Consider the following 23,527-nt stretch of genomic DNA (forward strand, 5'->3'; position numbering starts at 1 on the left):
ATCCTCCTGTGTATTACAAAATAATAAGTTCTTTTGGTGATTTCGTAATTACTTCATTACCTTCACTTGTCACAATGATATCATCTTCAATACGTACGCCGCCAATACCTGGAATATAAATACCTGGCTCTACTGTTACAGCCATACCTGGTTCAAGTACTGTATCAGAACGGAATGCTAAACCTGGTGCTTCATGGATTTCAAGACCGATTCCATGACCAGTAGAATGTCCGAAGTATTCACCGTATCCTTTTTCCGTTATGTAATCACGCGTTAACGCATCCGCTTCACGGCCAGTTAAACCAGCTTTAATACCGTTCACACCACGTAATTGTGCTTCTAAAACGATATTATAAATTTCTTTCAATTTATCAGATGGTTCACCAACTGCAATCGTACGAGTAATATCAGAGCAATATCCTTTGTAATAAGCGCCGAAGTCTAATGTAACGAAATCTCCTGTTTCTATCACTTTTTCAGATGCCACGCCGTGCGGTAATGCCGAACGAAGACCTGAAGCAACGATAATATCAAACGAAGAAGATGTTGCTCCTTGTTTTCTCATGAAAAATTCAAGTTCATTTGACACTTCAATTTCAGATACTCCCGGGCGAATGAATGATAGAATATGTTCAAAGGCAGCATCTGCAATCTGTGCAGCTTCCTTTAATATCTTAATCTCTGAATCAGTCTTTATCAAGCGTAACTTTTCTACAAGCCCAGAAGTTGGGATAAATTCAGCATCGATCGCTTCTTTATGAGCTGAATAAGAACTATATGTAAGAGTATCTTGCTCAAAGCCAAGCTTTTGAATTCCTAATTCTTTCACTTGCTTTGCAACTTCATCGATAATTAATCCCGCATGCTGTACAATCTCGTACCCAACCGCTTGTTTAGTAGCTTGCTCTACGTAACGGAAATCTGTAATAAATTGAGCGCGGTTTTTCGAAATGAGTACAACACCAGCTGTTCCTGTGAAGTTAGCCATATATCTACGACTATGTTCATTTGTTAACAAAATACCGTCAATACCAGCCTCATCAAATGCACTTCTTAATCTTTCGATTTTCTCCATTACTTTATGCCTCCCTCAATTTCTCCATTAATGCAAATAACGCTAACTTATAGCCATAAAAACCAAATCCAACAATTTGTCCCGCACAAACAGCTGCCGTCACAGATTCGTGACGGAACGACTCACGTTGATGAATGTTAGAAATATGTACTTCAATAACAGGAATCGAAATGCTTGCAATTGCATCTCGAATCGCATAGCTATAATGCGTAAATGCTCCAGGATTTAAAATGATCCCTTCATATATATCTTCCGCCTCATGAATACGATCGATAATCGCACCTTCATGATTCGATTGGAAACATTCTAACTCCACTCCCATTGTTTCTGCTTCTTGCTTCATATCTGCTTCAAGTGTCGCTAGCGTGCCCTTTCCATATACATTTACCTCTCTGACACCGAGGCGATTTAGGTTAGGACCGTTTACGAGGAGTACCTTTTTCATATGCTTAAAACTCCTTAATATTAAATGTCTATATAACATTTTAACATAGGAGTTACTTGTTTGAATAGTTTGTCTTCTCTTCCCCTTCTCGCTCGGCCTTATTGGTATTTACTGCGTAAGAAACAGAGTATGCTATAAATACACCATACAATATAAAAATGCATATCGTCGTCACAATTGTTTCTTTCGGTAAATGGAGTGCACTTTTAATAGCAGGCGCTATTAACCCCACTCCGAAAAATAGTAACGCCCACCAAAATAGACCATAAATAATCCCTGGCAGAATTCCTTCAAACTTTGCCAAAAACGCTTTATACAAAAAGGCAATTAAAATCGAAAGTAGTCCCATACAAACAATTCCTGACACATTTCCCCATACCCCTTCTTTCCAACTTCCAAAGGCAAATGGTAGAAGTAAATAGTTCGGTCCCGCTTCTGTAAATGAAAATATATGAAGAAAATACCATATTCCTCCCCAAAAGAGTCCACCAAATAAACCAATTTGCACAAAATTTCTTGTTCCTATATGTTCTTGACTCACATCAACACCTCCGCTCAATAGTATGCCCGAAACTATTTTGAACCATGTTTAAATACTGCGAAATTTGTCTATAAAAAGAATAAGAAATGTCCGACTCTCGTAACATTTTTCCTTGTCATCTACTTGTATTTGTCGATAAAATAAAGGAAACTCGGTGATTGTCTTATTTCAAAACGACAGAACCCAGTATGACAATTGCCTCTTTTTCTACATAAGAGAGAAACAAATACAGGTTGGTGTTAACATGGCAGAAGAGTCAAAACAAATATATGGCGGGCAAGCAGTCATAGAAGGAGTTATGTTTGGCGGTAGAGAATATACTGTTACAGCGGTTCGTCGTAAAGATAAATCGATTGAATTTTATCGATTACCACGCGTTCGTAATAAAGCATTATCTATCCTGAAAAAAATTCCATTTTTACGAGGGATTGCCGCTATTGTGGATGCAAGCGCGAACGGGGCAAAACATTTAAACTTTGCTTCAGAACGATTTGATGTTCACCCAGAAGAAGATGAACAAATTGCAAATAAAAAAGAAGAACAATCGAAGTTAACGATGGTATTAGGAGTTGCAGCAGTTGGCGTTTTATCTTTCATATTCGGTAAAGTCATTTTCACAGCAGTTCCTGCATTACTAGCTGAATTAACGAGACCGATTTTCCCATCTCATACAGGGCAAATCATTGTCGAAAGTGTCATTAAGCTCATGTTATTATTGAGCTATATATACTTTATTTCTTTAACGCCACTCATTAAGCGGGTATTTCAGTACCATGGTGCGGAGCATAAAGTAATTAATGCCTATGAGAATAATCTTTCATTGACTGTAGAAAATGTTCAAAAACAAACTCGCCTTCATTATCGTTGTGGCAGTAGCTTCATTATATTTACAGTCATTATTGGAATGTTTGTTTATTTCCTTGTCCCTACAGATCCACTTTGGGCCAGAGTGGTAAACCGAATTTTATTAATTCCAGTCGTTCTCGGTATTTCTTTTGAAGTGTTACAATTTACGAATCGATTACGCGATATTCCAGTATTACGCATACTCGGATATCCCGGATTACGGCTACAACTATTAACAACGAAAGAACCAACAGATGATCAAGTGGAAGTAGCCATTGCATCGTTTGAAGAATTATTACGTTTAGAAAACAAACAATAATTATTTAAAAATGGTGTTCAACTCCTTTCCTCATCGTTAATATACTAATTTTAATATATGTTTTTAGGAGGTGTTCCTTATGAACGGTCGTTCGTTTACTTTCGCTATATTTGTGCTTATTATCGGATTAGCAATATTCGGCCTTGTTTCATCTGTCATTACAGATCCAATGGGAGTGTTAAGAAATATTGGTATCATGTTGGCTGTCGTTGGTATCTTTTATTTACTCTACAAAATGTTTACAAACTCTAGCGGTTCAGCAAATTCGCAAAGCTCATATAAGCGCGCTGCAAAACAATCGAGCCGCAAGCATGGGAAACAAAATGTAGCACCCCTAAGCAATTCTTTCTTTAAATCAAACGCTTCTAATGACAAAGGGAAAAAAGGGAATCTTTCTTCTTTAAAGCGAAAAAGAAAACAATCTCATTTAACTGTCATTGAAGGTAAAAAAAACAAAAAGAAAGACCGTGCTTCCTTTTAGGAAATACGGTCTTTCTTTATATTTTGCAGTACTTCTTTCAAGCTTTTATCTTTCATACTTTCAATTCGAAGATGGTGATTTGCAAATGGTAAATTACGTGTCACATCATTAGGTACAACGACGTACGTTCCCCTTAATTACTTTTCTCTTCATTTGCTTTTTGAACGCCACGAAGTGTTTCCACTCGAACCTCATCTTGTTCAAAGTATTGCACTAAATCACCAATGCGATCAATTGCTTCCCAGCTTAAATGATGTTCAATTCCTTCTACATCATTGTAAATCTTACTTTCATCCACACCGATAATACGCATAAATTGCTCTAACAATTCATGACGATATACGAGACGTTCTCCGATTTTTTTACCTTTTGATGTTAATACAAGCCCTCTATATTTTTCATAAATTAGATATTCATCTTTGTCTAATTTTTGCACCATTTTTGTTACAGAGGATGGATGTACACTAAGCGCTTCAGCAATATCAGATACGCGGGCATAACCCTTTTCATCAATCAACAAATAAATTTGTTCAATATAATCTTCCATACTAGGGGTAGGCATCGGTTTCCTCCATCCAATTTCATTTTGCTCATTCCGTACGAAGCAATCAATAAAATGATACACCAGAAAGAATAACGTGACAAGTTGAAAACAAGCCTAAATATATAAAACAAAAAAGAATCTGTATTTGTATACAGACTCCTCTTAAGTAAAGTATTGTATTTCTGCATCAGGAAAAAACTCATATATATAGCCTCTTATTGTTTCTTCCAATACTTCCGCATCATCTTTTTTATATACGTATTTCCCGATGCCGTACCGTCCCCATTTATATTTACGCTTCTCTTCATCCATTTCAAGCTTCGTACTCGGATAACGCTCCTGAATGACCTTTTTTGCTGGTTTTGTAAAGCGATGTTGAATTAATTCAAATGTTAAATTCGGTATGGACAAATCTTTTAGTGCATTGTACAGTCTTTCAAATAATTCACGGTATCCTTCTTCCCATCCTTCATGCATATAAAGTGGCGCAACTATAAAACCAAGTGGATAATCAGCGCCTGCTACTTTACGTGCTGCTTCAATACGCTCTTCAAAGGGTGACGTCCCCGGCTCAAAATTTTTAATTACATACCGTGAATTAATACTAAACCTAAAACGAGTTTTCCCATTATGTTTTGCATCTAACAAATGATCAACGTGCGAATATTTCGTAACGAAACGTAAACGCCCATGCTCACTTTCTCCAATGAATTCAATCGCCCGCTTTAATGCATGTGTTAAATGATCGATCCCAACGATATCTGATGTACAAGCAGCTTCAAACCTTGTTATTTCAGGTGCTCTTTCATCCATATATTGCTGTGCCTTCTCAAATATTTCATCAAGATTCACATACACGCGAACGTAAGGCTTACTCCCAAGTGTCGTTTGCAAGTAACAATAATGACAATGTCCCATACATCCTGTTGCAAGCGGAATTGCATATTCAGCTGACGGTTTTGACGTATCAAACTTTAATGTCTTCCTCACCCCAACGACAAGCGTCGCTTTTGCATTACGATACTTTTGCAAATCATTTTCACCCGGCAAATTTCGAATTTGATTATGGGATGTCGTTTCACGAATCTCTAGTCCCATCTTCGTAAACTTCTCATATAGCTCTTTTCCAAGTGGATATTCAAGTGCCTTCGGTTCAAAGTAAACGAGTTTTGGCATAAACGGTTTCATATACTTCCCTCCTCTCGTTAGTATGGGGAACGTGGAAAAATTAAAACGCATTAAAGTTTTCCACGTTTTAACAGCCTTTCAAAAGGCTGTTTTTCTTCTGTCTAATTTTACAAATTGAAAAATTTCATAAAGAAAATAAGAAAAATGCAAAATAATTAAAGTTAATTGTTGACGTGATGCTTTTATTATCGGTATCATAAATCTTCGTGAGCAATTATTTTTCGTTATACGATTTTTTTATTATTACTGAATTTTTGAGAGGAGAAATTAGATGTCAGTTAAGAAGAAAACGCAAGTACGCACCGGCAAAATGGTACGTGAACTAATGTTAGCAGACGAAGATGTAAATGCTTCGCTAATTATGGTATATAGTGAAAACGGTGTAAACGCAGAAATTAAAATCGAGGGCTTAACGCCGAAATGTAACGAAGAATTATTTTTGAGCGGAAACGTGGATTGGAACAAGAGTGTTATTTATAAAATTGTTGATTTCACTGGAAACGCTGAAGTTGGTAAAGTTACATTAACAGCGATGAACAAAAATAATGTTTCTCTAGAAATAGAACGCGTTATGTGGAGTAAAGAAAATAAAGAGGCTGCTGAACAAGAAGAAACAGTTGTAGAAGCTACTCCGAAAAAAGAAGTAATTGTAGAAGCTCCAAAAGCAGTTACACCTGCTCCAAAGCCTATTACACGTGTGGAAACACCTACTACAGCACCAACACCGAAGCCTACTCCGGCACCGAAGCCAGTAAGTGTAGAAGCAGCTGTGGAATTATCTACTCCAGCACCTGTGAAACGAGAAGTACCAACTCCGGTTACAAAGCAAGAGACAGCACCGGTCGCGCCTGCAAAACCGAAGCAACCTGCTTTGACTGAAACAAATTCAAAACTACAAGAAAATTATGTGAAACTCGTGAAAAAGACAATTGAAGTTTGTCAAGATTACGAGCTTGGCATCGACATAGATGATTCTATTGAAGGCTTAAAAGAAGAACTACAAAGCCAAGGTATTAGCGTTACATTTGACAAAGAAATTATGGACGTTGTCAATCGCCTTCGTTCTTTACAAGATAAAGGAATCAAAGTAGAAAAAGTACTTAATTTACTATAAAAAAATAAGAGGCGGCAATTGCCACCTCTTATTTTTTATAATTCCATTCTTTACTTTCATACTTTTCTTTTGCTAACGTTTGCACTTCATGTAATTGTTCTTCTGTTAATTCATACGGAACAAGCTCTACATCTAATCCTTTTTCAAACCCAACCTCAAACGCTTTAATTAACTGCTCGATTGTAAACGTACGGTCTGTTAATTCATTAATTGCTACCGCTTTAGATGAGAACATACTCTTCATACGTTCTTTCACACGTTCATTCGGGAATAAAAACAGATCATATAACTCATCTAAATCTATTTCTAATGGAATCGACCCGTGCTGTAAAATAACGCCTTTTTGACGTGTTTGCGCACTACCTGCGATTTTTCTTCCTTCTACTACAATTTCATACCAAGACGGCGCATCAAAACATACGCCTGAACGTGGATTTTTTAAATTTTCACGATCTGCTTCTGTTTTTGGAACTGCATAATACGCTTCTAACCCTAATGCTTTAAAACCATCTAATAAACCTTGCGAAATAACACGATACGCTTCTGTAACTGTTTTTGGCATATTTGGATGATCTTCAGACACAATAACACTGTACGTTAATTCTTTATCATGTAGTACACCCCTGCCGCCTGTTTGACGACGAACGAATCCATATTTCTTTTCGTTAACTACATCCATATTAATATCTTTTTCAACACGCTGGAAATATCCGACTGTTAATGTTGGTACTTCCCATTCATAAAAGCGAATAGTTGGTGGCATTTTCTTTTCACTTTGCCAATTTAATAGACATTCATCTAACGCCATATTAAATGCCGGTGAACATTGACCAGAGTTAATATAACACCATTTTTCTTTTCCCATCCTGCACCTCATATAACCAATTATTTTTCACATTCTCTAGTCTACCAAATTCGACAAAATTTGTGAAAGAATACGAAATTTCTTCTTATATACAAATGAATCTGTTGCATAAATACATACGGGCATTATAATATTGAAAGTAGGATAAGAAAAAAGGGAGCGATAGAATCGTGTCAACAACTTGGATTATTTTATTAGCCGTAATCGTAGCGTTCATCGGTTACACTGTATGGATGTATTTCTATCAGAAGAAATTAACTACAACACTTTCAGAAGAAGAGTTTCGCGCTGGCTACCGTAAAGCACAGCTTATCGATATTCGCGAAGCAGACGAATATACTGCAGGGCATATTTTAGGCGCACGTAACATTCCGTTATCACAAATTCGCCTTCGTCATAAAGAACTTCGTAAAGATCAACCAGTTTACTTATACTGTCAAAGTGGATTCCGTACCGGTCGTGCGGCTCAATACTTAAAGAAACAAGGCTACAAAGATTTCTACCAATTACAAGGTGGATTTAAAACGTGGACTGGAAAAATTAAAAAGAAATAATAACATACAAAAACTAGCTGAATAATTCAGCTAGTTTTTTCATTTGAAAACTTTCCACGTTATTCTCACACATTTTGACAAAACTTCTTTTATAGACGCAAGAAAGACCCCTATCATTCTCACGCCCAAATAAAAAGGTTACGCGAATAACAGAAGTCATATTTATAACATAGTTTGTGAAAAGCTTTTCAGGTCAAGATTTTTTCATTCTTATTATTTTCCCTTTATAATAAGGAGAGAGGTGATACATATGGCCAATATAAAACAAATTGCAAAAACCGCTGGTGTATCCATATCAACTGTTTCTCGTGTCCTGAATAATCACCCTTACGTAAAAGAAGAAAAACGTAAGCGTGTTCTAGATGCTGTTGAAGAATTGAACTATGCCAAAAATATAAATGCTATTCATTTAATAAAAGGAAAAACATATACGATCGGTGTTATGCTCCCTTTCATTAACCTTCCATACTTCAGTACCATTATTGAAGGAATCGGGAACGAAGCGTTAGCAGCTGGATATCACATTAATTTATGTCAAACGAATTACGATAGTATCGAAGAAATTCGTGTTCTGGAAATGATGAAAATGAAACAATTCGACGGGATGATTATTTGCTCTCGAACGAGTTCATGGGAACAAATTGAACCTTTCGCAAAATTTGCTCCTATTATTTCATGCGAAAAAATGCACCACCCCCTCATTTCATCTGTCTACGTAGATCATTATGAAGGCTTCCGTCTCGGCACCGCCTATTTACTCAATAAAGGTCATGAAAAAATCGGGATTTGTTTAGCAAGAAAAACAAGTGTAAATTCTATGGAACGTGAAAAAGCGTTTGCTGATACACTTCGTAACGAAGGCAAAACGTTACATCCCGAATGGATTTTTCACCAATGCTATACAATGCAAGACGGTGCACAAATACTCCATCGTATTTTAAACATGAAAAATCGTCCAACCGCTATTTTTACAGCGAACGATCAAGTTGCAGCTGGTTTATTAACAGAGGCTCGAAAGCAAGGTCTTCGAGTACCCGAAGATCTTGCTATCCTCGGATTTGATAATCATGAAATTTCAAAGGCGTTAGAAATTTCAACAATTGAACATCCCGGTCTCGAAATGGGCTCACATGCGTTTTCTTTATTCCATAAACAAATCCAAAGCGAGCAAATTATCGGGAACGCAAAAGAGCTTTCATTCCATTTAATCGAACGAGATACTGTCTAATAAGAGCGTTACCTATAGCGCTCTTTTTCAGCTCTTCACCTATTGACTTTATATTTTTACTCGCATATAATAAACCTAACGAACGGTAGGTAGGGGATGAAAATGACAGCAAACCGCATTAAAGCTGTAGCACTTTCTCATTTCGCACGCTACGGCTACGAAGGAACTTCATTAGCAAATATTGCTCAAGAAGTCGGGATTAAAAAACCATCAATTTACGCACACTTTAAAGGAAAAGAAGAGCTATATTTTATATGCTTAGAATCCGCTCTTCAAAAAGATTTACAGAGCTTCACAGGCGATATCGAAAAGTTTTCCAATTCGTCTACTGAAGAATTGCTCTTACAGCTACTAAAGGGCTATGCAAAACGATTTGGTGAAAGTGAAGAATCAATGTTTTGGTTACGAACTTCTTATTTTCCGCCTGATGCATTTCGCGAACAAATTATTAATAAAGCAAATGTACACATTGAAAACGTCGGAAAACTTTTATTCCCTGTATTTAAAAGAGCAAGCGAACGAGATGAGTTGCATAACATTGAAGTAAAAGACGCCTTAGAGGCTTTTCTATGCTTACTTGACGGTCTTATGGTTGAACTACTATACGCAGGTTTAAATCGTTTTGAGACACGTTTAGACGCTTCTTGGAAAGTATTTTGGCGTGGACTTTCAAACTGACGGATTGCTCCTTTGCAATGCGTCGTTTTTAAGCCCTTTACCTAACGACTGGTAGGAAGGAGAAATGACATATGGCATGGATTTATGTAATCTTAGCTGGTATTATTGAAATCTTTTGGGTAATTGGATTAAAACACGCGGAGGCTCCACTTGAATGGGCTGGTGTTGCGTTATTAATTACAATTAGTTTCGTCTTATTATTTAGAGCTTATAAAGATTTACCTGTTGGTACTGTATACGCAGTCTTCACTGGAATTGGAGCTGGTGGAATCGTTCTTACAGAAATTTTCGTTTTCGGAGAGCCATTCTCTATCGTAAAAGTATTATTAATTGGTTTAATCTTCTTTGGCGTAATTGGTTTAAAGCGAGTAACAGAAGAAAAAGAAGCGAAGGAGGCCGCATAAAATGGCTTGGGTATTTTTAATTCTAGCTGGTATTTGTGAAATTATTGGTGTACTCTTTATGAAAGTAGCCACTGAAAAGAAAGGCTGGGCACCAAAAGTTATTCTAATCGCTAACTTCGGCGTAAGCTTCTTCTTCTTATCCCTTGCGATGAACACATTACCGATGGGAACTGCTTACGCGATTTGGACTGGAATCGGAACTGCCGGAAGTGCACTTCTAGGCATCCTTATTTTCCGCGAATCAGCGGATTGGCGTCGTCTTGCTTTCTTAAGCTGCATTCTATGCGGCGCTGTTGGCTTAAAACTATTAAGCTAACGTGAGGTGAATGTCATGTGGAAAGAAAAAGGGAAGCAACTGTTAGCATGGATCACACTTAGTATCGTCATTCTATTACAAATAAGTTTTCACATAATAGAATGGTTGTTTCATAAAGTAGTATCCATTCTCACATTCCTTCCTAACATGACACTTGAAATAATATCAATCGTTTGGTCCATTATTGCCTCCATTGCAATCGTTATTATATGGAGCATCGCCAAGCTATGGAATAAGTTATTTAAAAAGGACAGTTCTTCTGAAAAAGAGTAACTGTCCTTTTTTATATTCATTCGGACTTTCTGTAGACGTTTGATGTGATAAGACAAAGAAGACCAACTATGACAATACTTATACCCATCCCTTTATGCAAACTTGGAAATAGCGGTGGTATATCTGAATAAACATTTGCTAATATGAGACCAATTGAAAATAAAAATACCCCTATTCTATATAACCATTTTCTTTTGTTCATCATTCTCCCCTCCTAAAATTTTTCATACACTCCTTTCTTTTGGACATACTACCTAAAAAAGGAGTGAATAATATGCAAAATTCTATACATAAGCAGATCCTATTTTTATTTTTCCTCTTTCTTATTCTCGTTATCGTTTTCAGCTTTATATTACATACTCCAAAAGATGTTGTACCGAGTAACCTCTCTGTTTATAAAGTGAAACTTTAATCAGTGGGGGTTTTGTTCATCCCCACTGATTATTAGTTGAACCAATCGGACTTTTACGGACAGTTGATCCCCCACCTAACTTCTTTGCTTCCACTGAATTTTGAGGTGGGGGTCTTACTGCCCGTTAAAGCGGGATAAACTTTTACTTTCCTATTGTCGTTATTGAAGAAGGTGCCTTTTATAGGGCACCTTTTAAAATTCTCTTTTTTCATATAGCTTTACTGAAGCAAGTACAGATACAAGCAACATACAAATAGAACAAATTAACAATACTCCATTATGTAAATGAATTTGTTCTATGTTAACTTGAAAGAACATTTCTACAATAACAATCGGTGCCATTAGTATAAAAATCGTAATAAAAATAGATTTTTTATATCCTAACCAAAACGATATCGGTAAGACAAGACTTAAATATATAAAAACAAAGCCAGTAATCGTAACTAATGTTGTCGTTATAAATTCAAAAGTTCCACCCTCAAACTGATTGATTACTAAAGGACTAGACACTATCATACTTATAATAAAAACAATAAGTGCCATTATGTATTTAGCTACTACAATTTCTTTTTTTGCTAGCGGTAAACTATTTAACATTACTTCACCATCATATTTTTTATCATCATTAAATGTTTTTAAAATTGCTATAACTGGAATTATAGCTGACATAATTACGTAAAAGCTTTTAATATCTGTTAATGTCATATACAAGAAAAGAGGGTATATTAAGTACCATATTAAATGCTTCCATTGCATGATAAAATCCTTTATTATGAGTTGCCTCACGATTACTCCTCCCCTCATAAATCACGCTCATTATATAAGCTAACTGAAAGCAACATGGACATAATATACAAAAGAATGAGTCCTGCTATAAAACAAATATTTACGACTAGACTCGTGTTCCAAACATTTTCTACATCTAACCAAACGTTACTTACAATCAATCCACTCAAATATCCCAATGCAAGTCCGGCGAACGGAGCAATTTGTTTTGCACTGCTATATCCTACTGAGAATTCAATCGGAAGTACAATTATGCTACAAACAACCCCACCTGTTATACCACCGAGAATTTGTCCCCACAGCATAAATCCAGTCATATGTTCATTTTGTAACTGTATGAAACCAACTACTAGTGAGAAACATCCACCTAGAGCAACTAAAACACTTACAAATATGTATTTCCCTATTACAATATCTTTACGCTCAAACGGTAAACTATTTACTATCGTTTCACTTTTATTTTTCCCCTCATAACTCATTGAGAGTATTATGCCAAGAGCAGGTACAAACATGCTAAATGTCATCAAAAAACTATCACTGCGAAAACCAACAATGAGTAGGAACAAGAAACATATAAGATAAACAAACCCTAACTTTCTTTGCATCATCATATCTTTTAAAACTAATTGCTTGATCATGTATTACACCTCCTAATATGAAAATGCCCCTTCTATAACTCTACCGCCTGAAACATCTTCATTGAGAGAATCATTGATATGAATACGCTTACTAACACTCCGGTTCCAAGAACACCCATTGCTAGTGTAGCATCTTCAGATTGAAGTACTTTTAACATAATTGTTTTATCACCAAAAACATTGCACATAAGACCGATCATACCTGTTAAAGGCAAAACCATAATAACATTCAAAACAGAAGTAGCTTTATATCCTCCAATGTAATTAGCAGGTATCGTTACAATACAATAGATCAAAGTTGCTACTATTGCTGAAAATATTGCATATCCAGGCATGACTATATCCCTGCCCAATAAAATATTTCCTAATATTACGACTATAAAAGTTACACTCAAACCAACCATAATAAATAATGTGCTTGAAATATATTTAGCTATAACTATTTCTTTTCTCGTTATAGGCAAACTCACTAATACTTTTTCTGCTTTACTTTTCTCTTCATAATAAAAAGAAATATATATAATCGTACTACATGTTATAAATAATCCTATTGCAATCCCCATTGGTTCGACGGAATCCTTAAAAATAGATAAAATAGGGATTAAAAAATAGAAAGGAAACATCTTCTTCTGTAAGAAAAACTCCTTCAAAATCAACTGTTGCATATAAATTCTCCTCTCTATAAATCACGCGTTTCATAAATTTTAATTGTAAGGAACATAGAAACGATATAAATACTAACTAATGTAATAAATCCAGCTATAAATACAGCAACATGCATAGGATTCATAATCCATTCAATGAATGAAAGCGCTGTTTCATTTAGCCCATCACTAATAAATATCCAAAGTATCCCTCCCACTCCTATTGAGGCTGCTGATACTATACTTCTTACTACCTTCGATTTTGTACCATAATAACTAGGAAAGAATGTTACAACAAAAAATATGGCGTAAACAGCTCCATTTATTACTTCATACCACGGAATTTCAATGTATAAATTAGGATGATATACACCGATATCACCAATAACCGCAATGCCCCTTATAAGAAAAACAACTAACATCGTAGAGAGCATGCCACCAATAATAAATATTGCACAGGAAATATATCTAGCAATTATGATATCCTTTCGACTTACCGGCAAACTATTTATAATAATGTCACTTTTATTCCTTTCATCCATAAAGGTTAACGTCATAACGGAAGAAAGGGTTATAAATAGACAACTCATCGAAAATAACAATTCAACACTTGGGTCTAACATAAATAATACAAACGGCATAATTAAATACACTAACCACATCACCCGAAAAAAGAACAAATCTTTATAAATGAGCTGACGCATAGGCACCTCTCCCTTTCGCAGTGTAAACGATAATATCATCTAATGTAGGCTTTTCTAGTACAACCTCATTTCCAAACCAGTCAATAATTGCTTGTTTATCCTTCGCTAAACCTTCAAAACCAAATTTATTTTTTCGTAATCCAACAAATAGTTCTTTTCCTTCTCGATCTAATAAATCATTACTTCCTTTTACGATTACGTAGTTCTCCATCAAGTCTTCTTTTTCACCAGTAAATATAATTTCTCCATCGTTGATAAACGTAATATAATCTGCAATGCGCTCTAAATCTGTTGTAATGTGCGTTGAGAATAATACCGATACTTCATCTTCCATTACAATTTCTTGCAACATATCAAGTAATTCACTTCGAACAACTGGATCTAATCCTGCTGTTGGTTCATCCATGATGATAAATTCTGCGTGGTGCGAGAGCGCGATGGCAATCGCAAATTTCATTTTCATTCCTTTTGATAATTCTTTAATTTTTTTATACTTCGGAACTTGCAATCTATGCATATACGATTGATACTGCTCTTCATCCCACTTTTTATATAACGGTGCAATAATACGCTTCATTTGCTCACACGTTAAATCTTCGTAATAATGATTTTCATCATATACAAAGCCGATATTTTGCTTTATTTCCTTTTCGGCTTTCTTATTGTCCTTGCCAAAAATTTTTATATCGCCGCTATCTTTTCGAATTAAATTCATAATCATTTTGATCGTCGTACTTTTCCCGGCCCCGTTCGGTCCGACAAATCCCATAATATATCCGCGTGGTAATGTAAAACTTATATTTTTTACTGCAAAATCTTCATAACTTTTACATACGTTTTTTAACTCTAACATCTCTTATTCCCCCTCATATAAACACGCAATCATCTGCTGTAATTCTTCAAGTGAAAGCTGTAACGCTTTACTTTCATTTACAATCTCTTCCGCTTTACTTTCCAATAGACGAAGCCTTTGTTCTTTTAATAGTTCATTATTTTTACGTGAAACATAAGTCCCCTTCCCAGCAACAGTTTCTATATATCCTTCTTTCTCAAGCTCCTCGTACGCACGCTTCGTAGTAATTACACTAATCTGTAATTCCTTTGCTAAGCTACGAATAGACGGTAATTGGTCTCCACCCTTTAAACCACCATTTAAAATAAGCTGGCTTAATTGTTTTCTTATCTGTACATAAATAGGGTCTTGGGAAGAATTCGAAATAATAATATTCATGTTTTCCTCCAGTGTGTATATACTGTATATACCTTATATATACAGTATATACACATCATCCTATTTTTGGCAAGAAAAAAAGACCAACATTTTCCTGTTGGTCTTTCGTATATGTATCACTTTTCAAAGCGATCTAACATCTCATCTCTCATTCCGAAACTCACTACCGCAATTCCTACATACATAAACAGAAGGAACGCCGGATGAACTGTGTTGTACCAAGTGCTATCAACAATTAAATAAATCGTTAATGCCACAACAAGAACAAACGCTAAGATAAACATATAAAAGTGTCTTGTACTACCCATGATAAACTCCTCTCTTCTCACTTCACCATTCAACAGTATATTTTATCGAATAATTCGATATGACTCAAGGTTAACTTTCTGTTATGTAATCAAGTTCCACCTTTACAATGTCCTCACATGCTATTGAAATGATCGTTCCTTGCTTATCAATTGCCGTCACTTCTCTATTATCCATTACACGATGCGCTACTCTTTCTAACACTTTTCCTTGGTCTCGATAGCAAAATTCTTTTACATCTTTAATTGTTTCTCCATTTTCTAAATGGTATACCATTCTATAACATCGATATCCCACACTTTCACCCCCGTCTTGCTCGTTTTTTCACATATACATAAAAATGAGTAATTTTTGCCTCATCACATCTTCTTAATTTCAATAAAATTCTAACAAAAATAAATACTTTTATCAAACTGACTTTTTCAACAAAATCACCTATAAAACTGCCTCTTTACACCATTATGAAACAAAAAATATAAATTTTTAACATTTTCTTCACCACTTCTGCATAAAGTGAAACTTTAATCAGTGGGTGTTTTTGTTCATCTCTACTGATTACCAGGTCACAAATTGCGGAACAAATTCTCCATACAAAAAAAGAACTCGCATATAGCGAGTTCTTCCTTTGTTATTCTAATCAAACTTGTACAGGAGCTGGCTTTTCATAACGTAAAACTGGTTTACGTGCAGCCATCGTTTCGTCTAAACGTTTAATGACTGTTGTATGCGGTGCTTCTTGTACAACTTCTGGATTTTCTTCTACTTCTTTAGCAATTTGAATCATCTTATCAATGAAACCATCTAATGTTTCTTTTGATTCTGTTTCCGTCGGCTCAATCATAATACATTCTTCCACATTTAACGGGAAGTAAATTGTTGGTGGATGGTAACCGAAATCAAGCAGACGTTTTGCGATATCTAATGTACGTACACCAAGTTTCTTTTGACGACGACCTGATAATACAAACTCATGCTTACAATGTCTATCGAATGGAAGATCATAAAATGGTGCTAATCTTCTCATCATATAGTTCGCATTTAATACCGCATACTCTGTTACTGCACGCAAGCCATCTGGACCCATAGAACGAATGTATGTGTATGCACGAACGTTAATTCCGAAGTTACCGTAGAATGGTTTTACGCGCCCAATTGCTTCTGGACGATCATAGTTAAAGTGATAGCCATTTTCCGTTTTCTCTAAAATTGGTTTTGGTAAGTACGGAATTAAATCAGCTTTCACACCTACTGGACCAGAACCTGGGCCACCGCCGCCGTGAGGACCTGTAAATGTTTTATGAAGGTTTAAATGCACAACGTCAAATCCCATATCTCCTGGGCGCGCTTGGCTTAATACCGCATTTAAGTTTGCACCATCATAGTATAATTTACCGCCTGCGTTATGGACGATTTCTGCCATTTCTAAAATATTTTCTTCGAATAAACCTAATGTATTAGGGTTTGTTAACATAAGTGCTGCTGTTTCTTCATTTACAACACGTTTTAAGTCTTCTAAGTCAACAAGACCATGTTCATTTGATTTTACCGTAATTGTTTCAAAACCAGCTACAGTTGCAGATGCTGGATTCGTTCCGTGAGCAGAGTCAGGAACAATTACTTTCGTACGGTTAAAGTCACCATTTGCTTCATGGTATGCACGAATTAACATTAAGCCTGTCCATTCTCCGTGTGCACCAGCTGCTGGTTGTAAAGTAACAGTATCCATACCTGTAATTTCAATTAAATGCTCTTGTAAATCGTACATTAATTCCATTGCACCTTGTACTGTCTTTTCATCTTGCAACGGATGAATATTTGCAAATCCTGCGAAACGAGCTACACTCTCATTAATTTTCGGATTATATTTCATCGTACAAGATCCAAGTGGATAGAAACCAGAATCAACACCGTGGTTACGGTTTGAAAGTGCTGTATAGTGGCGCATAATATCAAGTTCAGATACTTCTGGTAGCTCTGCATCTTCTACTCGAATATAATCGCTCTCAAATACATCTTCTAGTTTCACTTCTTCTACATCTAATTTTGGTAAGCTATATCCTATGCGTCCTTCTTTACTCACTTCAAAGATAAGTGCTTGGTCTTGATTCTTCATTGGATAGCCCCCATTTCGTTTACAAGTGTGTCAATTTCATCTTTTGTACGAAGCTCAGTTACTGCTACAAGCATATGGTTCTCATGCTCTTTATAATCACGGCCTAGGTCGTAACCGCCGATAATATTCTTTTGTAATAATGCATCGTTTACTTCTTTCACTGGGCGCTTGCAATCTACAACGAACTCATTGAAGAATGGTCCAGCAAATGTAACTGTGAAGCCTTTCGCTTCAAATTGACGTTTTGCATATTGTGCTTTAGAAATGTTTTGACGTGCCATTTCTTTCACACCTTGTTTACCAAGTGCTGTCATTGCAACAGAAGCTGCTAATGCATTTAACGCTTGGTTTGAACAAATGTTAGACGTCGCTTTATCACGGCGAATATGCTGTTCACGTGCTTGTAACGTTAATACAAATCCACGTTTACCATCTGAATCTACAGTTTGCCCGACAAGACGTCCTGGAATTTTACGCATGAATGCTTTCGTCGTTGCAAAGTAACCACAGTGTGGTCCACCAAACTGCGTTGGGATACCAAATGGTTGTGCATCACCGATGACAATATCAGCACCAAATTTTCCTGGTGGTGTTAATGCGCCTAATGATAATGGATTTGAAGAAACGATAAATAATGATTTTTGTTGATGAACGATTTTTTCAATATCAGCTAATTTTTCAACTTGTCCGAAGAAGTTTGGATATTGAACGATTACACAAGCAACTGTATCATCTACTTCACTTTGTAATACGTCTAAATCTGTTACACCATCTTTATGATTAATTTCAACAACTTCAAGATGTTGACCTTTTGCATACGTTTCAAGTACAGCTCTTGATTCTGGATGAACTGCGCTAGATACAAGAATTTTCTTTTTACGAGTATGGCCAGCTGCTAGCATTGCCGCTTCAGCTAAAGCTGTACCTCCGTCGTACATAGAAGAGTTTGCTACATCCATTCCTGTTAACTCACAAATCATTGTTTGGAATTCAAAAATTGCTTGTAATTCCCCTTGTGAAATTTCCGGTTGGTATGGCGTGTAAGCTGTATAAAATTCTGAGCGAGAGATAACATGATCTACAATTACTGGAGCATAATGATCGTATACGCCTGCTCCTAGGAAAGAAGCGTATTCTTTTAAGTTCGCATTTTTACTAGCCATTTGAGATAACTCTTTTAAAAGCTCTGGCTCTGATTTTGCTTCTTTAATTTTTAAATCCCCTTTAAAACGAACACTCTCTGGAATATCAGAGAATAACTCATCGATCGTTTGAACGCCGATCGTTTGTAACATTTCTTTTTTGTCTTCTTCTGTCATTGGAAGATAACGATGCAACATGAAATCTACCCCTCTCCCCGTTACTTTGAACGTTTATAAAATGGTGTTGGAACAACTACTGCTTTGACGCGTTTATTACGAATTTCAATTTCTACTTCTGTATCAACTGCTGCGTATTTTACATCAATTAGTGCTAAACCAATGCTTTTCTTTAACGTTGGAGATTGTGTACCACTCGTTACTTCCCCAATTTTTTCTTCTCCAATAAATACAGGGTAATGCGTACGAGGAATTCCACGTTCAATTACTTCGATGCCGACTAACTTACGAGGCGCACCGTTTTCTTTTTGCTCTTTTAAAGTCGCTTTCCCAAAGAAGTCTGCTTCTTTATTTGGTTTTACCGCAAAGCCAATTCCAGCTTCAACCGGTGTAATATCTTTTGATAATTCTTGACCGTAAAGTGGTAATGTTGCTTCGAAACGAAGTGTATCACGAGCACCTAAACCACATGGTTTTAAGCCCTCTTCTGCTCCAACTTCAAGAAGTTTCTCCCAAAGTTTTGCAGCATCTTCACTCTTACAGTAAATTTCAAATCCATCTTCACCTGTATAACCTGTACGAGATACAAGTGCTGGAATTCCATCTACAAGAATATCGTTTTTAAATTTAAAGAACTTAATTTCTTTCAAATCTTCTGACACAACTTTTTGTAAAATGCCTTCTGCTTTTGGTCCTTGAATTGCAAGCTGTGCAACTTCACTAGAAACATTGACTACTGTCGCATCGCCAATTACATGGCTAGCTAACCATTCGTAATCTTTCTCGATATTTGATGCGTTGATAACTAATAAATAGTCTTCTTCACCACGTTTGTAGATTAATAAATCATCTACTGTACCACCATTTTCGTAGCACATTGCTGTATATTGTGCGCCTCCTACCTTTAAGGTAGATACGTCATTTGTAACAACACGTTGTAAAAATGCTAAACTATCTACACCTTTTACCTCAACTTCTCCCATGTGAGACACATCGAACAAACCTGCCGCTGTACGTACAGCTTCATGTTCTTCTTTAATGCTTGAAAATTGAACTGGTAACTCCCAACCACCGAAGTCGATTGTTTTCCCACCATACTTCGCGTATACATCAAATAACGGTGTACGTTGTAATGTAATCATGATCTCTCCCCCTTATGCTCTGACAAATCAATAAAAGTTGTTACTCATTTCTAAACATTTTCATTCTAAAAAGATAGGATATACGGAATCTCATTATATTTTTTTATGAAAGCGTAAATAAAAAATCACTTTCTTGGATAAAATACGAAAGATTCCACACATTTCACACCATTATCCTAACATTATTCGCTATATTTCATCAATATTCTAGCATAAAAAATAATTTAGAATTTTTTACGCTTAATCTTATTACATACAGTTTTTAAGATTTAGTCCTTTATCTTTACTTATTGTTTACCTTTCAGTAAGTGTAATAGCGCCTTATTACAAGGCTTATATAGTAAAGAGTTTTTCATATATTACTTTAATTTATAAAAGGTGGGAGAGTCGTAATGAATGTCGATATTTCCATAGATCGAACGTGGCAAAACAATTTTTTAAATAGAATTGACGAAGATGGTCCTTGGACAAACTGGGATTTATATCATTTAGCTTATGAAACAGAAAAATCATTACTTGTTCCTACTTTTGATGGATTACAAGCACCGAAACATTTATCCCATTTCACACCACTGCCTCATCAATTAGAAGTCGCTCAAAATGTTATTGAACAAATGAATGGTAAAGCGATTCTAGCAGATGAAGTAGGACTTGGAAAAACGATTGAAGCTGGACTTATTTTAAAAGAATATATGGTCCGCGGCCTTGTGAAAAAAGTACTTATACTCGTTCCAGCCTCTCTCGTATCACAATGGGCATACGAATTAAATACAAAGTTTTTCATTCCAGCTGTAGCTCAAAAGAAAAGCTACTCGTGGGAACAAGCCGATGTGATTGTATCATCAATTGATACTGCAAAACGTTCCCCACATCGTGATATCGTTTTGAACTTAGAATATGACCTTATTATTATCGATGAAGCACATAAACTTAAAAATAATAAAACAAAAAACTATGAATTTGCACAGCGATTAAAAAAGAAATTTTGTTTATTATTAACCGCTACTCCTGTTCAAAATAAGATTGATGAAATTTTCAACCTCGTTTCTTTATTAAAACCAGGACATTTAGGCAATCAATCCAATTTTGAAGAATATTATGCTTCAAAAAATCGTTCAGCCGAATCTGATGAAGATTTAAAAGCTCTTATTAACAAAGTAATGGTCCGAAATCGGCGTCATAATACCGGGATTGATTGGCCAAAGAGACATGTACGTACAATTTTTGTTGAGTTTAATGAAGAAGAGCAAGCTCTATATAATGATATCGAAAATTGGCGAGGACAAGACGCCTTCACATCTGCTTTCTCATCATTAACTTTAAAACGGGAAGCGTGTAGTAGTCGCGAGGCCGTTTACTATTCATTAAAAAAACATGTAGAAAAACGACAGAAGGAAAATGAGAATTACGTAAAAGATCCGCATATTGATGTGCTAATGGACAAAATTAACCGTATTCCTTTTAACTCAAAAGCAAATAAAGCGCTAGAGCTTATAAAAGAAATTGACGATAAAGTCGTCATTTTCACAGAATACCGAGCGTCACAAATGTACTTACAATGGTTTTTACAACAGCACGGTATTTCTTCTGTCCCATTCCGCGGCGGATTTAAACGGGGAAAGAAAGATTGGATGAAGGAACTTTTCCAAAATCATGCGCAAGTGCTAATCGCAACGGAAGCTGGTGGTGAAGGAATTAACTTACAATTTTGTAGCCATATGATCAATTACGATTTACCATGGAACCCAATGCGCCTTGAACAAAGAATCGGACGTATTCACCGCCTTGGTCAAAAGAATGATGTTCATATTTATAACTTAGCTACAAAACACACTGTTGAAGAACATATTTTGAAACTGTTATATGAAAAAATTAATTTATTTGAGCGTGTGATCGGTGAACTTGATGAAATTTTAACGAGAATTAATATGAAAAACATCGACGCACACATTCAAGAAATATTTGCGCAATCAAAAAGCGAAGGAGAAATCCGAATTAAGATGGAAAACTTAACATCTATTATCGACTTTGCGAAGCGAAATGAAGCTGAGGTGCAAGGCTATGCAGCAACATGAAATTCATAATTACTTATACAATTTTTTTGAGGCGAATAACTGTGAAATTTTAGAACGTTCTCCTCATCTATTGGATGTGCAATTAACAATTGAGATGGATAAATTATTAATGAACCGTCCTTTTTATTGGCACTATCTTGAGAAGACAGGAGGCGTACCGAATCCGATGCGCCTTACTCTTATTACAAATCCAGAAAATGAAGAAAACGATGGTGAACTTATTCACTACGGTTCACCACGTCTTCATCAAATTTTTCAAACGACAAAAGAATTAGGCTCTTACATACGCTTATATGAGGAAGTACGGCATAGCGGAGCAACACATACACCGCTCCATCCGTGGCTCGGTGTAAATATAAAAGTTTCCTATCAATGTGATCGAAAAAAAGATATCCTCCACTCGATTGGCATTCATCTTATTTCTGGCACAATGATTGCAAACTTTCATGAAACATTAACTAAAATTAAACTTACACCGAAAATACCTGACTTTTGTTTTACGCTCTCGCCTATTATTAAACCGCAAAGTGGTTTACAACGTATAGAGGATGCTTTAAAAAATATTATTGCAGAAGATGACCATACGTGGGCGAAAGAAGCAAGAGTGCGCTGGAATCACGATTTGGACCTTTTAAATCGTTTTTATGAAGAAAGTGATGAACTTCCTGAAAGCTATGAAATTGAAAAACAAGCACTGCAAGAACAATATGAACCCCGCATTACAGTACAAATTATTAACGGTGGACTCTTTTATGTTACCGCGAATCATTTTCTAACTTAAAAAGCCCCTTCTGTTTTAGAAGGAGCTTTTTTGAGTTATCCTCTATCGCCATTACGCTCTTGTTGTTTTTGCTTTGCCATGCGTTTTTGATGCGCACGATCCTTTGCACTCACATGATTAGCATCAGTTGGAAGATTTTCTTTTGAACGACCAATTCCATTGCTCATTATTTCCCCTCCTTTTTATATCTTTCAAAATACACCCTTATTTTCAGCTAGAGGCACCATCCTTATACAAAAAAATAAGAGCAGCCGTTAGCTACTCTTACTTCTTACTTACTCACATATTTTTGAAACATATCATGGATGCCTTTATTTACTAGGTTCGAGATCTGCTCGTCAGATTTATTCGGATAACGATCACGCAATCTGATAGATGCCTTCACCATTAAATTTTCTAATACAGAACGGCCACCTTCTCCATAAATAATTTCAGCATACTTAACAAGCCTTCCATCCTCTACTGTTGCTGGATTATGATTGAAGAAAAATTTACTCATTGTCTC

General features: G+C 35.9%; 31 protein-coding genes and 1 pseudogene. 11 read left to right on the plus strand and 21 right to left on the minus strand.

Translation table 11 applies throughout. The features are described from left to right. Positions 1-13: 13 nt before the first annotated feature. The 3 genes from pepQ to NLJ82_RS20430 are packed head-to-tail and all read right to left on the minus strand — an operon-like array spanning position 14 to position 2,061. Complete coding sequence (gene pepQ, locus NLJ82_RS20420) at positions 14-1,075, minus strand: Xaa-Pro dipeptidase (RefSeq protein WP_000411051.1); 1,062 nt, start codon at positions 1,073-1,075, stop codon at positions 14-16. A 4-nt stretch (positions 1,076-1,079) separates the two neighbouring features. Continuing rightward, complete coding sequence (aroQ, locus tag NLJ82_RS20425) at positions 1,080-1,520, minus strand: type II 3-dehydroquinate dehydratase (protein WP_000757087.1); 441 nt, start codon at positions 1,518-1,520, stop codon at positions 1,080-1,082. Between the two features lie 52 nt (positions 1,521-1,572). Continuing rightward, entirely contained in the window at positions 1,573-2,061 is a 489-nt protein-coding gene (locus tag NLJ82_RS20430) for a YqhR family membrane protein (protein ID WP_000076575.1), read from the minus strand. 244 nt (positions 2,062-2,305) lie between these two features. Between NLJ82_RS20430 and NLJ82_RS20435 the strand changes: the two genes are divergently transcribed. Together NLJ82_RS20435 and NLJ82_RS20440 are read left to right on the plus strand one after the other, a co-directional pair. Beyond that, the gene (locus tag NLJ82_RS20435; RefSeq protein ID WP_000797110.1) at positions 2,306-3,226 is read left to right on the plus strand and encodes a DUF1385 domain-containing protein; all 921 of its coding nucleotides are present in this window, start codon (positions 2,306-2,308) and stop codon (positions 3,224-3,226) included. 79 nt (positions 3,227-3,305) lie between these two features. Next, on the plus strand, positions 3,306-3,707 hold the full coding sequence (locus NLJ82_RS20440; protein ID WP_001014446.1) for an SA1362 family protein: 402 nt from the start codon (positions 3,306-3,308) through the stop codon (positions 3,705-3,707). On the opposite strand, the pseudogene NLJ82_RS20445 reads toward NLJ82_RS20440, so the two are convergent. The 3 genes and pseudogenes from NLJ82_RS20445 to splB all read right to left on the minus strand — a co-directional run. After that, a pseudogene (locus tag NLJ82_RS20445) lies at positions 3,704-3,835 on the minus strand (HAD family hydrolase); the annotation flags it as partial. The gene NLJ82_RS20440 and the pseudogene NLJ82_RS20445 overlap by 4 nt on opposite strands. A 5-nt stretch (positions 3,836-3,840) precedes the next feature. Continuing rightward, positions 3,841-4,269 (minus strand): transcriptional regulator MntR, encoded by a 429-nt coding sequence (gene mntR, locus NLJ82_RS20450; protein ID WP_001143076.1) that lies wholly within the window; start codon positions 4,267-4,269, stop codon positions 3,841-3,843. Between the two features lie 144 nt (positions 4,270-4,413). Beyond that, positions 4,414-5,439, minus strand: coding sequence for a spore photoproduct lyase (gene splB / locus NLJ82_RS20455; RefSeq protein WP_000802117.1), 1,026 nt, complete (start codon positions 5,437-5,439; stop codon positions 4,414-4,416). A gap of 271 nt (positions 5,440-5,710) precedes the next feature. Here splB and NLJ82_RS20460 point away from each other — a divergent pair, with 271 nt between their 5' ends. Then, the gene (locus NLJ82_RS20460) at positions 5,711-6,553 is read left to right on the plus strand and encodes a hypothetical protein (protein ID WP_000111905.1); all 843 of its coding nucleotides are present in this window, start codon (positions 5,711-5,713) and stop codon (positions 6,551-6,553) included. A gap of 28 nt (positions 6,554-6,581) precedes the next feature. Here NLJ82_RS20460 and NLJ82_RS20465 read toward each other — a convergent pair whose 3' ends face one another. Continuing rightward, positions 6,582-7,418 carry a lipoate--protein ligase family protein gene (locus NLJ82_RS20465; RefSeq protein WP_000514079.1) on the minus strand — a complete coding sequence of 279 codons (837 nt, stop codon included), beginning with the start codon at positions 7,416-7,418 and terminating at the stop codon, positions 6,582-6,584. 170 nt (positions 7,419-7,588) lie between these two features. Between NLJ82_RS20465 and NLJ82_RS20470 the strand changes: the two genes are divergently transcribed. The 6 genes from NLJ82_RS20470 to NLJ82_RS20495 all read left to right on the plus strand — a co-directional run bounded on the left by NLJ82_RS20470 (position 7,589) and on the right by NLJ82_RS20495 (position 10,871). Beyond that, positions 7,589-7,972: a rhodanese-like domain-containing protein gene (locus tag NLJ82_RS20470; protein ID WP_254754589.1), complete on the plus strand. Its 384-nt coding sequence runs from the start codon at positions 7,589-7,591 to the stop codon at positions 7,970-7,972. A gap of 250 nt (positions 7,973-8,222) precedes the next feature. Next, on the plus strand, positions 8,223-9,200 hold the full coding sequence (locus NLJ82_RS20475) for a LacI family DNA-binding transcriptional regulator (RefSeq protein ID WP_001273958.1): 978 nt from the start codon (positions 8,223-8,225) through the stop codon (positions 9,198-9,200). 96 nt (positions 9,201-9,296) lie between these two features. Beyond that, positions 9,297-9,878 (plus strand): TetR/AcrR family transcriptional regulator, encoded by a 582-nt coding sequence (locus NLJ82_RS20480; RefSeq protein ID WP_041184139.1) that lies wholly within the window; start codon positions 9,297-9,299, stop codon positions 9,876-9,878. A gap of 71 nt (positions 9,879-9,949) precedes the next feature. Then, positions 9,950-10,282 (plus strand): DMT family transporter, encoded by a 333-nt coding sequence (locus NLJ82_RS20485; protein WP_000312349.1) that lies wholly within the window; start codon positions 9,950-9,952, stop codon positions 10,280-10,282. A gap of 1 nt (position 10,283) precedes the next feature. Next, on the plus strand, positions 10,284-10,598 hold the full coding sequence (locus tag NLJ82_RS20490; protein ID WP_000312623.1) for a DMT family transporter: 315 nt from the start codon (positions 10,284-10,286) through the stop codon (positions 10,596-10,598). 15 nt (positions 10,599-10,613) lie between these two features. After that, complete coding sequence (locus NLJ82_RS20495; protein ID WP_000265385.1) at positions 10,614-10,871, plus strand: DUF3975 family protein; 258 nt, start codon at positions 10,614-10,616, stop codon at positions 10,869-10,871. A 16-nt stretch (positions 10,872-10,887) separates the two neighbouring features. On the opposite strand, the gene NLJ82_RS20500 is transcribed toward NLJ82_RS20495, so the two are convergent. The 12 genes from NLJ82_RS20500 to gcvT form a co-directional block, all read right to left on the minus strand. After that, on the minus strand, positions 10,888-11,076 hold the full coding sequence (locus NLJ82_RS20500; RefSeq protein WP_041185189.1) for a hypothetical protein: 189 nt from the start codon (positions 11,074-11,076) through the stop codon (positions 10,888-10,890). A 399-nt stretch (positions 11,077-11,475) separates the two neighbouring features. Further along, the gene (locus NLJ82_RS20505) at positions 11,476-12,069 is read right to left on the minus strand and encodes an ABC-2 transporter permease (protein WP_001249398.1); all 594 of its coding nucleotides are present in this window, start codon (positions 12,067-12,069) and stop codon (positions 11,476-11,478) included. A 14-nt stretch (positions 12,070-12,083) separates the two neighbouring features. Next, positions 12,084-12,707 carry an ABC-2 transporter permease gene (locus NLJ82_RS20510; protein WP_000595385.1) on the minus strand — a complete coding sequence of 208 codons (624 nt, stop codon included), beginning with the start codon at positions 12,705-12,707 and terminating at the stop codon, positions 12,084-12,086. Between the two features lie 32 nt (positions 12,708-12,739). Continuing rightward, entirely contained in the window at positions 12,740-13,372 is a 633-nt protein-coding gene (locus tag NLJ82_RS20515) for an ABC-2 transporter permease (RefSeq protein ID WP_001186547.1), read from the minus strand. Positions 13,373-13,386: 14 nt separating this feature from the next. Further along, positions 13,387-14,055: an ABC-2 transporter permease gene (locus tag NLJ82_RS20520; protein WP_001249430.1), complete on the minus strand. Its 669-nt coding sequence runs from the start codon at positions 14,053-14,055 to the stop codon at positions 13,387-13,389. Then, on the minus strand, positions 14,036-14,908 hold the full coding sequence (locus NLJ82_RS20525; RefSeq protein WP_000891295.1) for an ABC transporter ATP-binding protein: 873 nt from the start codon (positions 14,906-14,908) through the stop codon (positions 14,036-14,038). The genes NLJ82_RS20520 and NLJ82_RS20525 overlap by 20 nt, the downstream gene beginning before the upstream one ends. Before the next feature lie 3 nt (positions 14,909-14,911). After that, a complete protein-coding gene (locus tag NLJ82_RS20530; RefSeq protein ID WP_001021352.1) occupies positions 14,912-15,286 on the minus strand; it encodes a GntR family transcriptional regulator in 375 nt (124 codons plus the stop codon). A 116-nt stretch (positions 15,287-15,402) separates the two neighbouring features. Beyond that, positions 15,403-15,594, minus strand: coding sequence for a hypothetical protein (locus NLJ82_RS20535; RefSeq protein WP_000535935.1), 192 nt, complete (start codon positions 15,592-15,594; stop codon positions 15,403-15,405). Positions 15,595-15,664: 70 nt separating this feature from the next. Next, positions 15,665-15,868 carry a DUF3929 family protein gene (locus tag NLJ82_RS20540; protein WP_000262495.1) on the minus strand — a complete coding sequence of 68 codons (204 nt, stop codon included), beginning with the start codon at positions 15,866-15,868 and terminating at the stop codon, positions 15,665-15,667. A gap of 361 nt (positions 15,869-16,229) precedes the next feature. Then, positions 16,230-17,705, minus strand: a complete 1,476-nt coding sequence (gene gcvPB / locus NLJ82_RS20545; RefSeq protein ID WP_000795699.1) for an aminomethyl-transferring glycine dehydrogenase subunit 2 — start codon at positions 17,703-17,705, stop codon at positions 16,230-16,232. Next, positions 17,702-19,045 (minus strand): aminomethyl-transferring glycine dehydrogenase subunit 1, encoded by a 1,344-nt coding sequence (gene gcvPA, locus NLJ82_RS20550; RefSeq protein ID WP_000903230.1) that lies wholly within the window; start codon positions 19,043-19,045, stop codon positions 17,702-17,704. Before gcvPA ends, gcvPB begins: the two co-directional genes overlap by 4 nt. Positions 19,046-19,065: 20 nt before the next feature. Then, positions 19,066-20,166, minus strand: a complete 1,101-nt coding sequence (gcvT, locus tag NLJ82_RS20555; protein WP_000631772.1) for a glycine cleavage system aminomethyltransferase GcvT — start codon at positions 20,164-20,166, stop codon at positions 19,066-19,068. Positions 20,167-20,558: 392 nt separating this feature from the next. Between gcvT and NLJ82_RS20560 the strand changes: the two genes are divergently transcribed. Beyond that, entirely contained in the window at positions 20,559-22,241 is a 1,683-nt protein-coding gene (locus NLJ82_RS20560) for a DEAD/DEAH box helicase (RefSeq protein WP_001100019.1), read from the plus strand. Beyond that, a complete protein-coding gene (locus tag NLJ82_RS20565) occupies positions 22,228-23,022 on the plus strand; it encodes a YqhG family protein (RefSeq protein WP_001183969.1) in 795 nt (264 codons plus the stop codon). Before NLJ82_RS20560 ends, NLJ82_RS20565 begins: the two co-directional genes overlap by 14 nt. A 35-nt stretch (positions 23,023-23,057) precedes the next feature. On the opposite strand, the gene NLJ82_RS28680 is transcribed toward NLJ82_RS20565, so the two are convergent. Both NLJ82_RS28680 and NLJ82_RS20570 read right to left on the minus strand, forming a co-directional pair. Further along, complete coding sequence (locus tag NLJ82_RS28680) at positions 23,058-23,189, minus strand: hypothetical protein (protein ID WP_000064661.1); 132 nt, start codon at positions 23,187-23,189, stop codon at positions 23,058-23,060. 104 nt (positions 23,190-23,293) lie between these two features. Beyond that, positions 23,294-23,521, minus strand: coding sequence for a hypothetical protein (locus tag NLJ82_RS20570; RefSeq protein ID WP_000032703.1), 228 nt, complete (start codon positions 23,519-23,521; stop codon positions 23,294-23,296). Between the last annotated feature and the right edge of the window lie 6 nt (positions 23,522-23,527).

The sequence above is a fragment of the Bacillus paranthracis genome (assembly GCF_024296885.1).
Lineage (GTDB): Bacteria > Bacillota > Bacilli > Bacillales > Bacillaceae_G > Bacillus_A > Bacillus_A paranthracis.

Bases quoted from the DNA above. Each gene is read 5' to 3' on its own strand.
- pepQ (WP_000411051.1), bottom strand. From the start codon at position 1,075: ATGGAGAAAATCGAAAGATTAAGAAGTGCATTTGATGAGGCTGGTATT.
- aroQ (WP_000757087.1), bottom strand. From the start codon at position 1,520: ATGAAAAAGGTACTCCTCGTAAACGGTCCTAACCTAAATCGCCTCGGT.
- NLJ82_RS20435 (WP_000797110.1), top strand. From the start codon at position 2,306: ATGGCAGAAGAGTCAAAACAAATATATGGCGGGCAAGCAGTCATAGAA.
- NLJ82_RS20440 (WP_001014446.1), top strand. From the start codon at position 3,306: ATGAACGGTCGTTCGTTTACTTTCGCTATATTTGTGCTTATTATCGGA.
- mntR (WP_001143076.1), bottom strand. From the start codon at position 4,269: ATGCCTACCCCTAGTATGGAAGATTATATTGAACAAATTTATTTGTTG.
- splB (WP_000802117.1), bottom strand. From the start codon at position 5,439: ATGAAACCGTTTATGCCAAAACTCGTTTACTTTGAACCGAAGGCACTT.
- NLJ82_RS20460 (WP_000111905.1), top strand. From the start codon at position 5,711: ATGTCAGTTAAGAAGAAAACGCAAGTACGCACCGGCAAAATGGTACGT.
- NLJ82_RS20465 (WP_000514079.1), bottom strand. From the start codon at position 7,418: ATGGGAAAAGAAAAATGGTGTTATATTAACTCTGGTCAATGTTCACCG.
- NLJ82_RS20475 (WP_001273958.1), top strand. From the start codon at position 8,223: ATGGCCAATATAAAACAAATTGCAAAAACCGCTGGTGTATCCATATCA.
- NLJ82_RS20480 (WP_041184139.1), top strand. From the start codon at position 9,297: ATGAAAATGACAGCAAACCGCATTAAAGCTGTAGCACTTTCTCATTTC.
- NLJ82_RS20485 (WP_000312349.1), top strand. From the start codon at position 9,950: ATGGCATGGATTTATGTAATCTTAGCTGGTATTATTGAAATCTTTTGG.
- NLJ82_RS20490 (WP_000312623.1), top strand. From the start codon at position 10,284: ATGGCTTGGGTATTTTTAATTCTAGCTGGTATTTGTGAAATTATTGGT.
- NLJ82_RS20495 (WP_000265385.1), top strand. From the start codon at position 10,614: ATGTGGAAAGAAAAAGGGAAGCAACTGTTAGCATGGATCACACTTAGT.
- NLJ82_RS20500 (WP_041185189.1), bottom strand. From the start codon at position 11,076: ATGATGAACAAAAGAAAATGGTTATATAGAATAGGGGTATTTTTATTT.
- NLJ82_RS20510 (WP_000595385.1), bottom strand. From the start codon at position 12,707: ATGATCAAGCAATTAGTTTTAAAAGATATGATGATGCAAAGAAAGTTA.
- NLJ82_RS20515 (WP_001186547.1), bottom strand. From the start codon at position 13,372: ATGCAACAGTTGATTTTGAAGGAGTTTTTCTTACAGAAGAAGATGTTT.
- NLJ82_RS20520 (WP_001249430.1), bottom strand. From the start codon at position 14,055: ATGCGTCAGCTCATTTATAAAGATTTGTTCTTTTTTCGGGTGATGTGG.
- NLJ82_RS20525 (WP_000891295.1), bottom strand. From the start codon at position 14,908: ATGTTAGAGTTAAAAAACGTATGTAAAAGTTATGAAGATTTTGCAGTA.
- NLJ82_RS20530 (WP_001021352.1), bottom strand. From the start codon at position 15,286: ATGAATATTATTATTTCGAATTCTTCCCAAGACCCTATTTATGTACAG.
- NLJ82_RS20535 (WP_000535935.1), bottom strand. From the start codon at position 15,594: ATGGGTAGTACAAGACACTTTTATATGTTTATCTTAGCGTTTGTTCTT.
- NLJ82_RS20540 (WP_000262495.1), bottom strand. From the start codon at position 15,868: ATGGTATACCATTTAGAAAATGGAGAAACAATTAAAGATGTAAAAGAA.
- gcvPB (WP_000795699.1), bottom strand. From the start codon at position 17,705: ATGAAGAATCAAGACCAAGCACTTATCTTTGAAGTGAGTAAAGAAGGA.
- gcvPA (WP_000903230.1), bottom strand. From the start codon at position 19,045: ATGTTGCATCGTTATCTTCCAATGACAGAAGAAGACAAAAAAGAAATG.
- gcvT (WP_000631772.1), bottom strand. From the start codon at position 20,166: ATGATTACATTACAACGTACACCGTTATTTGATGTATACGCGAAGTAT.
- NLJ82_RS20560 (WP_001100019.1), top strand. From the start codon at position 20,559: ATGAATGTCGATATTTCCATAGATCGAACGTGGCAAAACAATTTTTTA.
- NLJ82_RS20565 (WP_001183969.1), top strand. From the start codon at position 22,228: ATGCAGCAACATGAAATTCATAATTACTTATACAATTTTTTTGAGGCG.
- NLJ82_RS28680 (WP_000064661.1), bottom strand. From the start codon at position 23,189: ATGAGCAATGGAATTGGTCGTTCAAAAGAAAATCTTCCAACTGATGCT.
- NLJ82_RS20570 (WP_000032703.1), bottom strand. From the start codon at position 23,521: ATGAGTAAATTTTTCTTCAATCATAATCCAGCAACAGTAGAGGATGGA.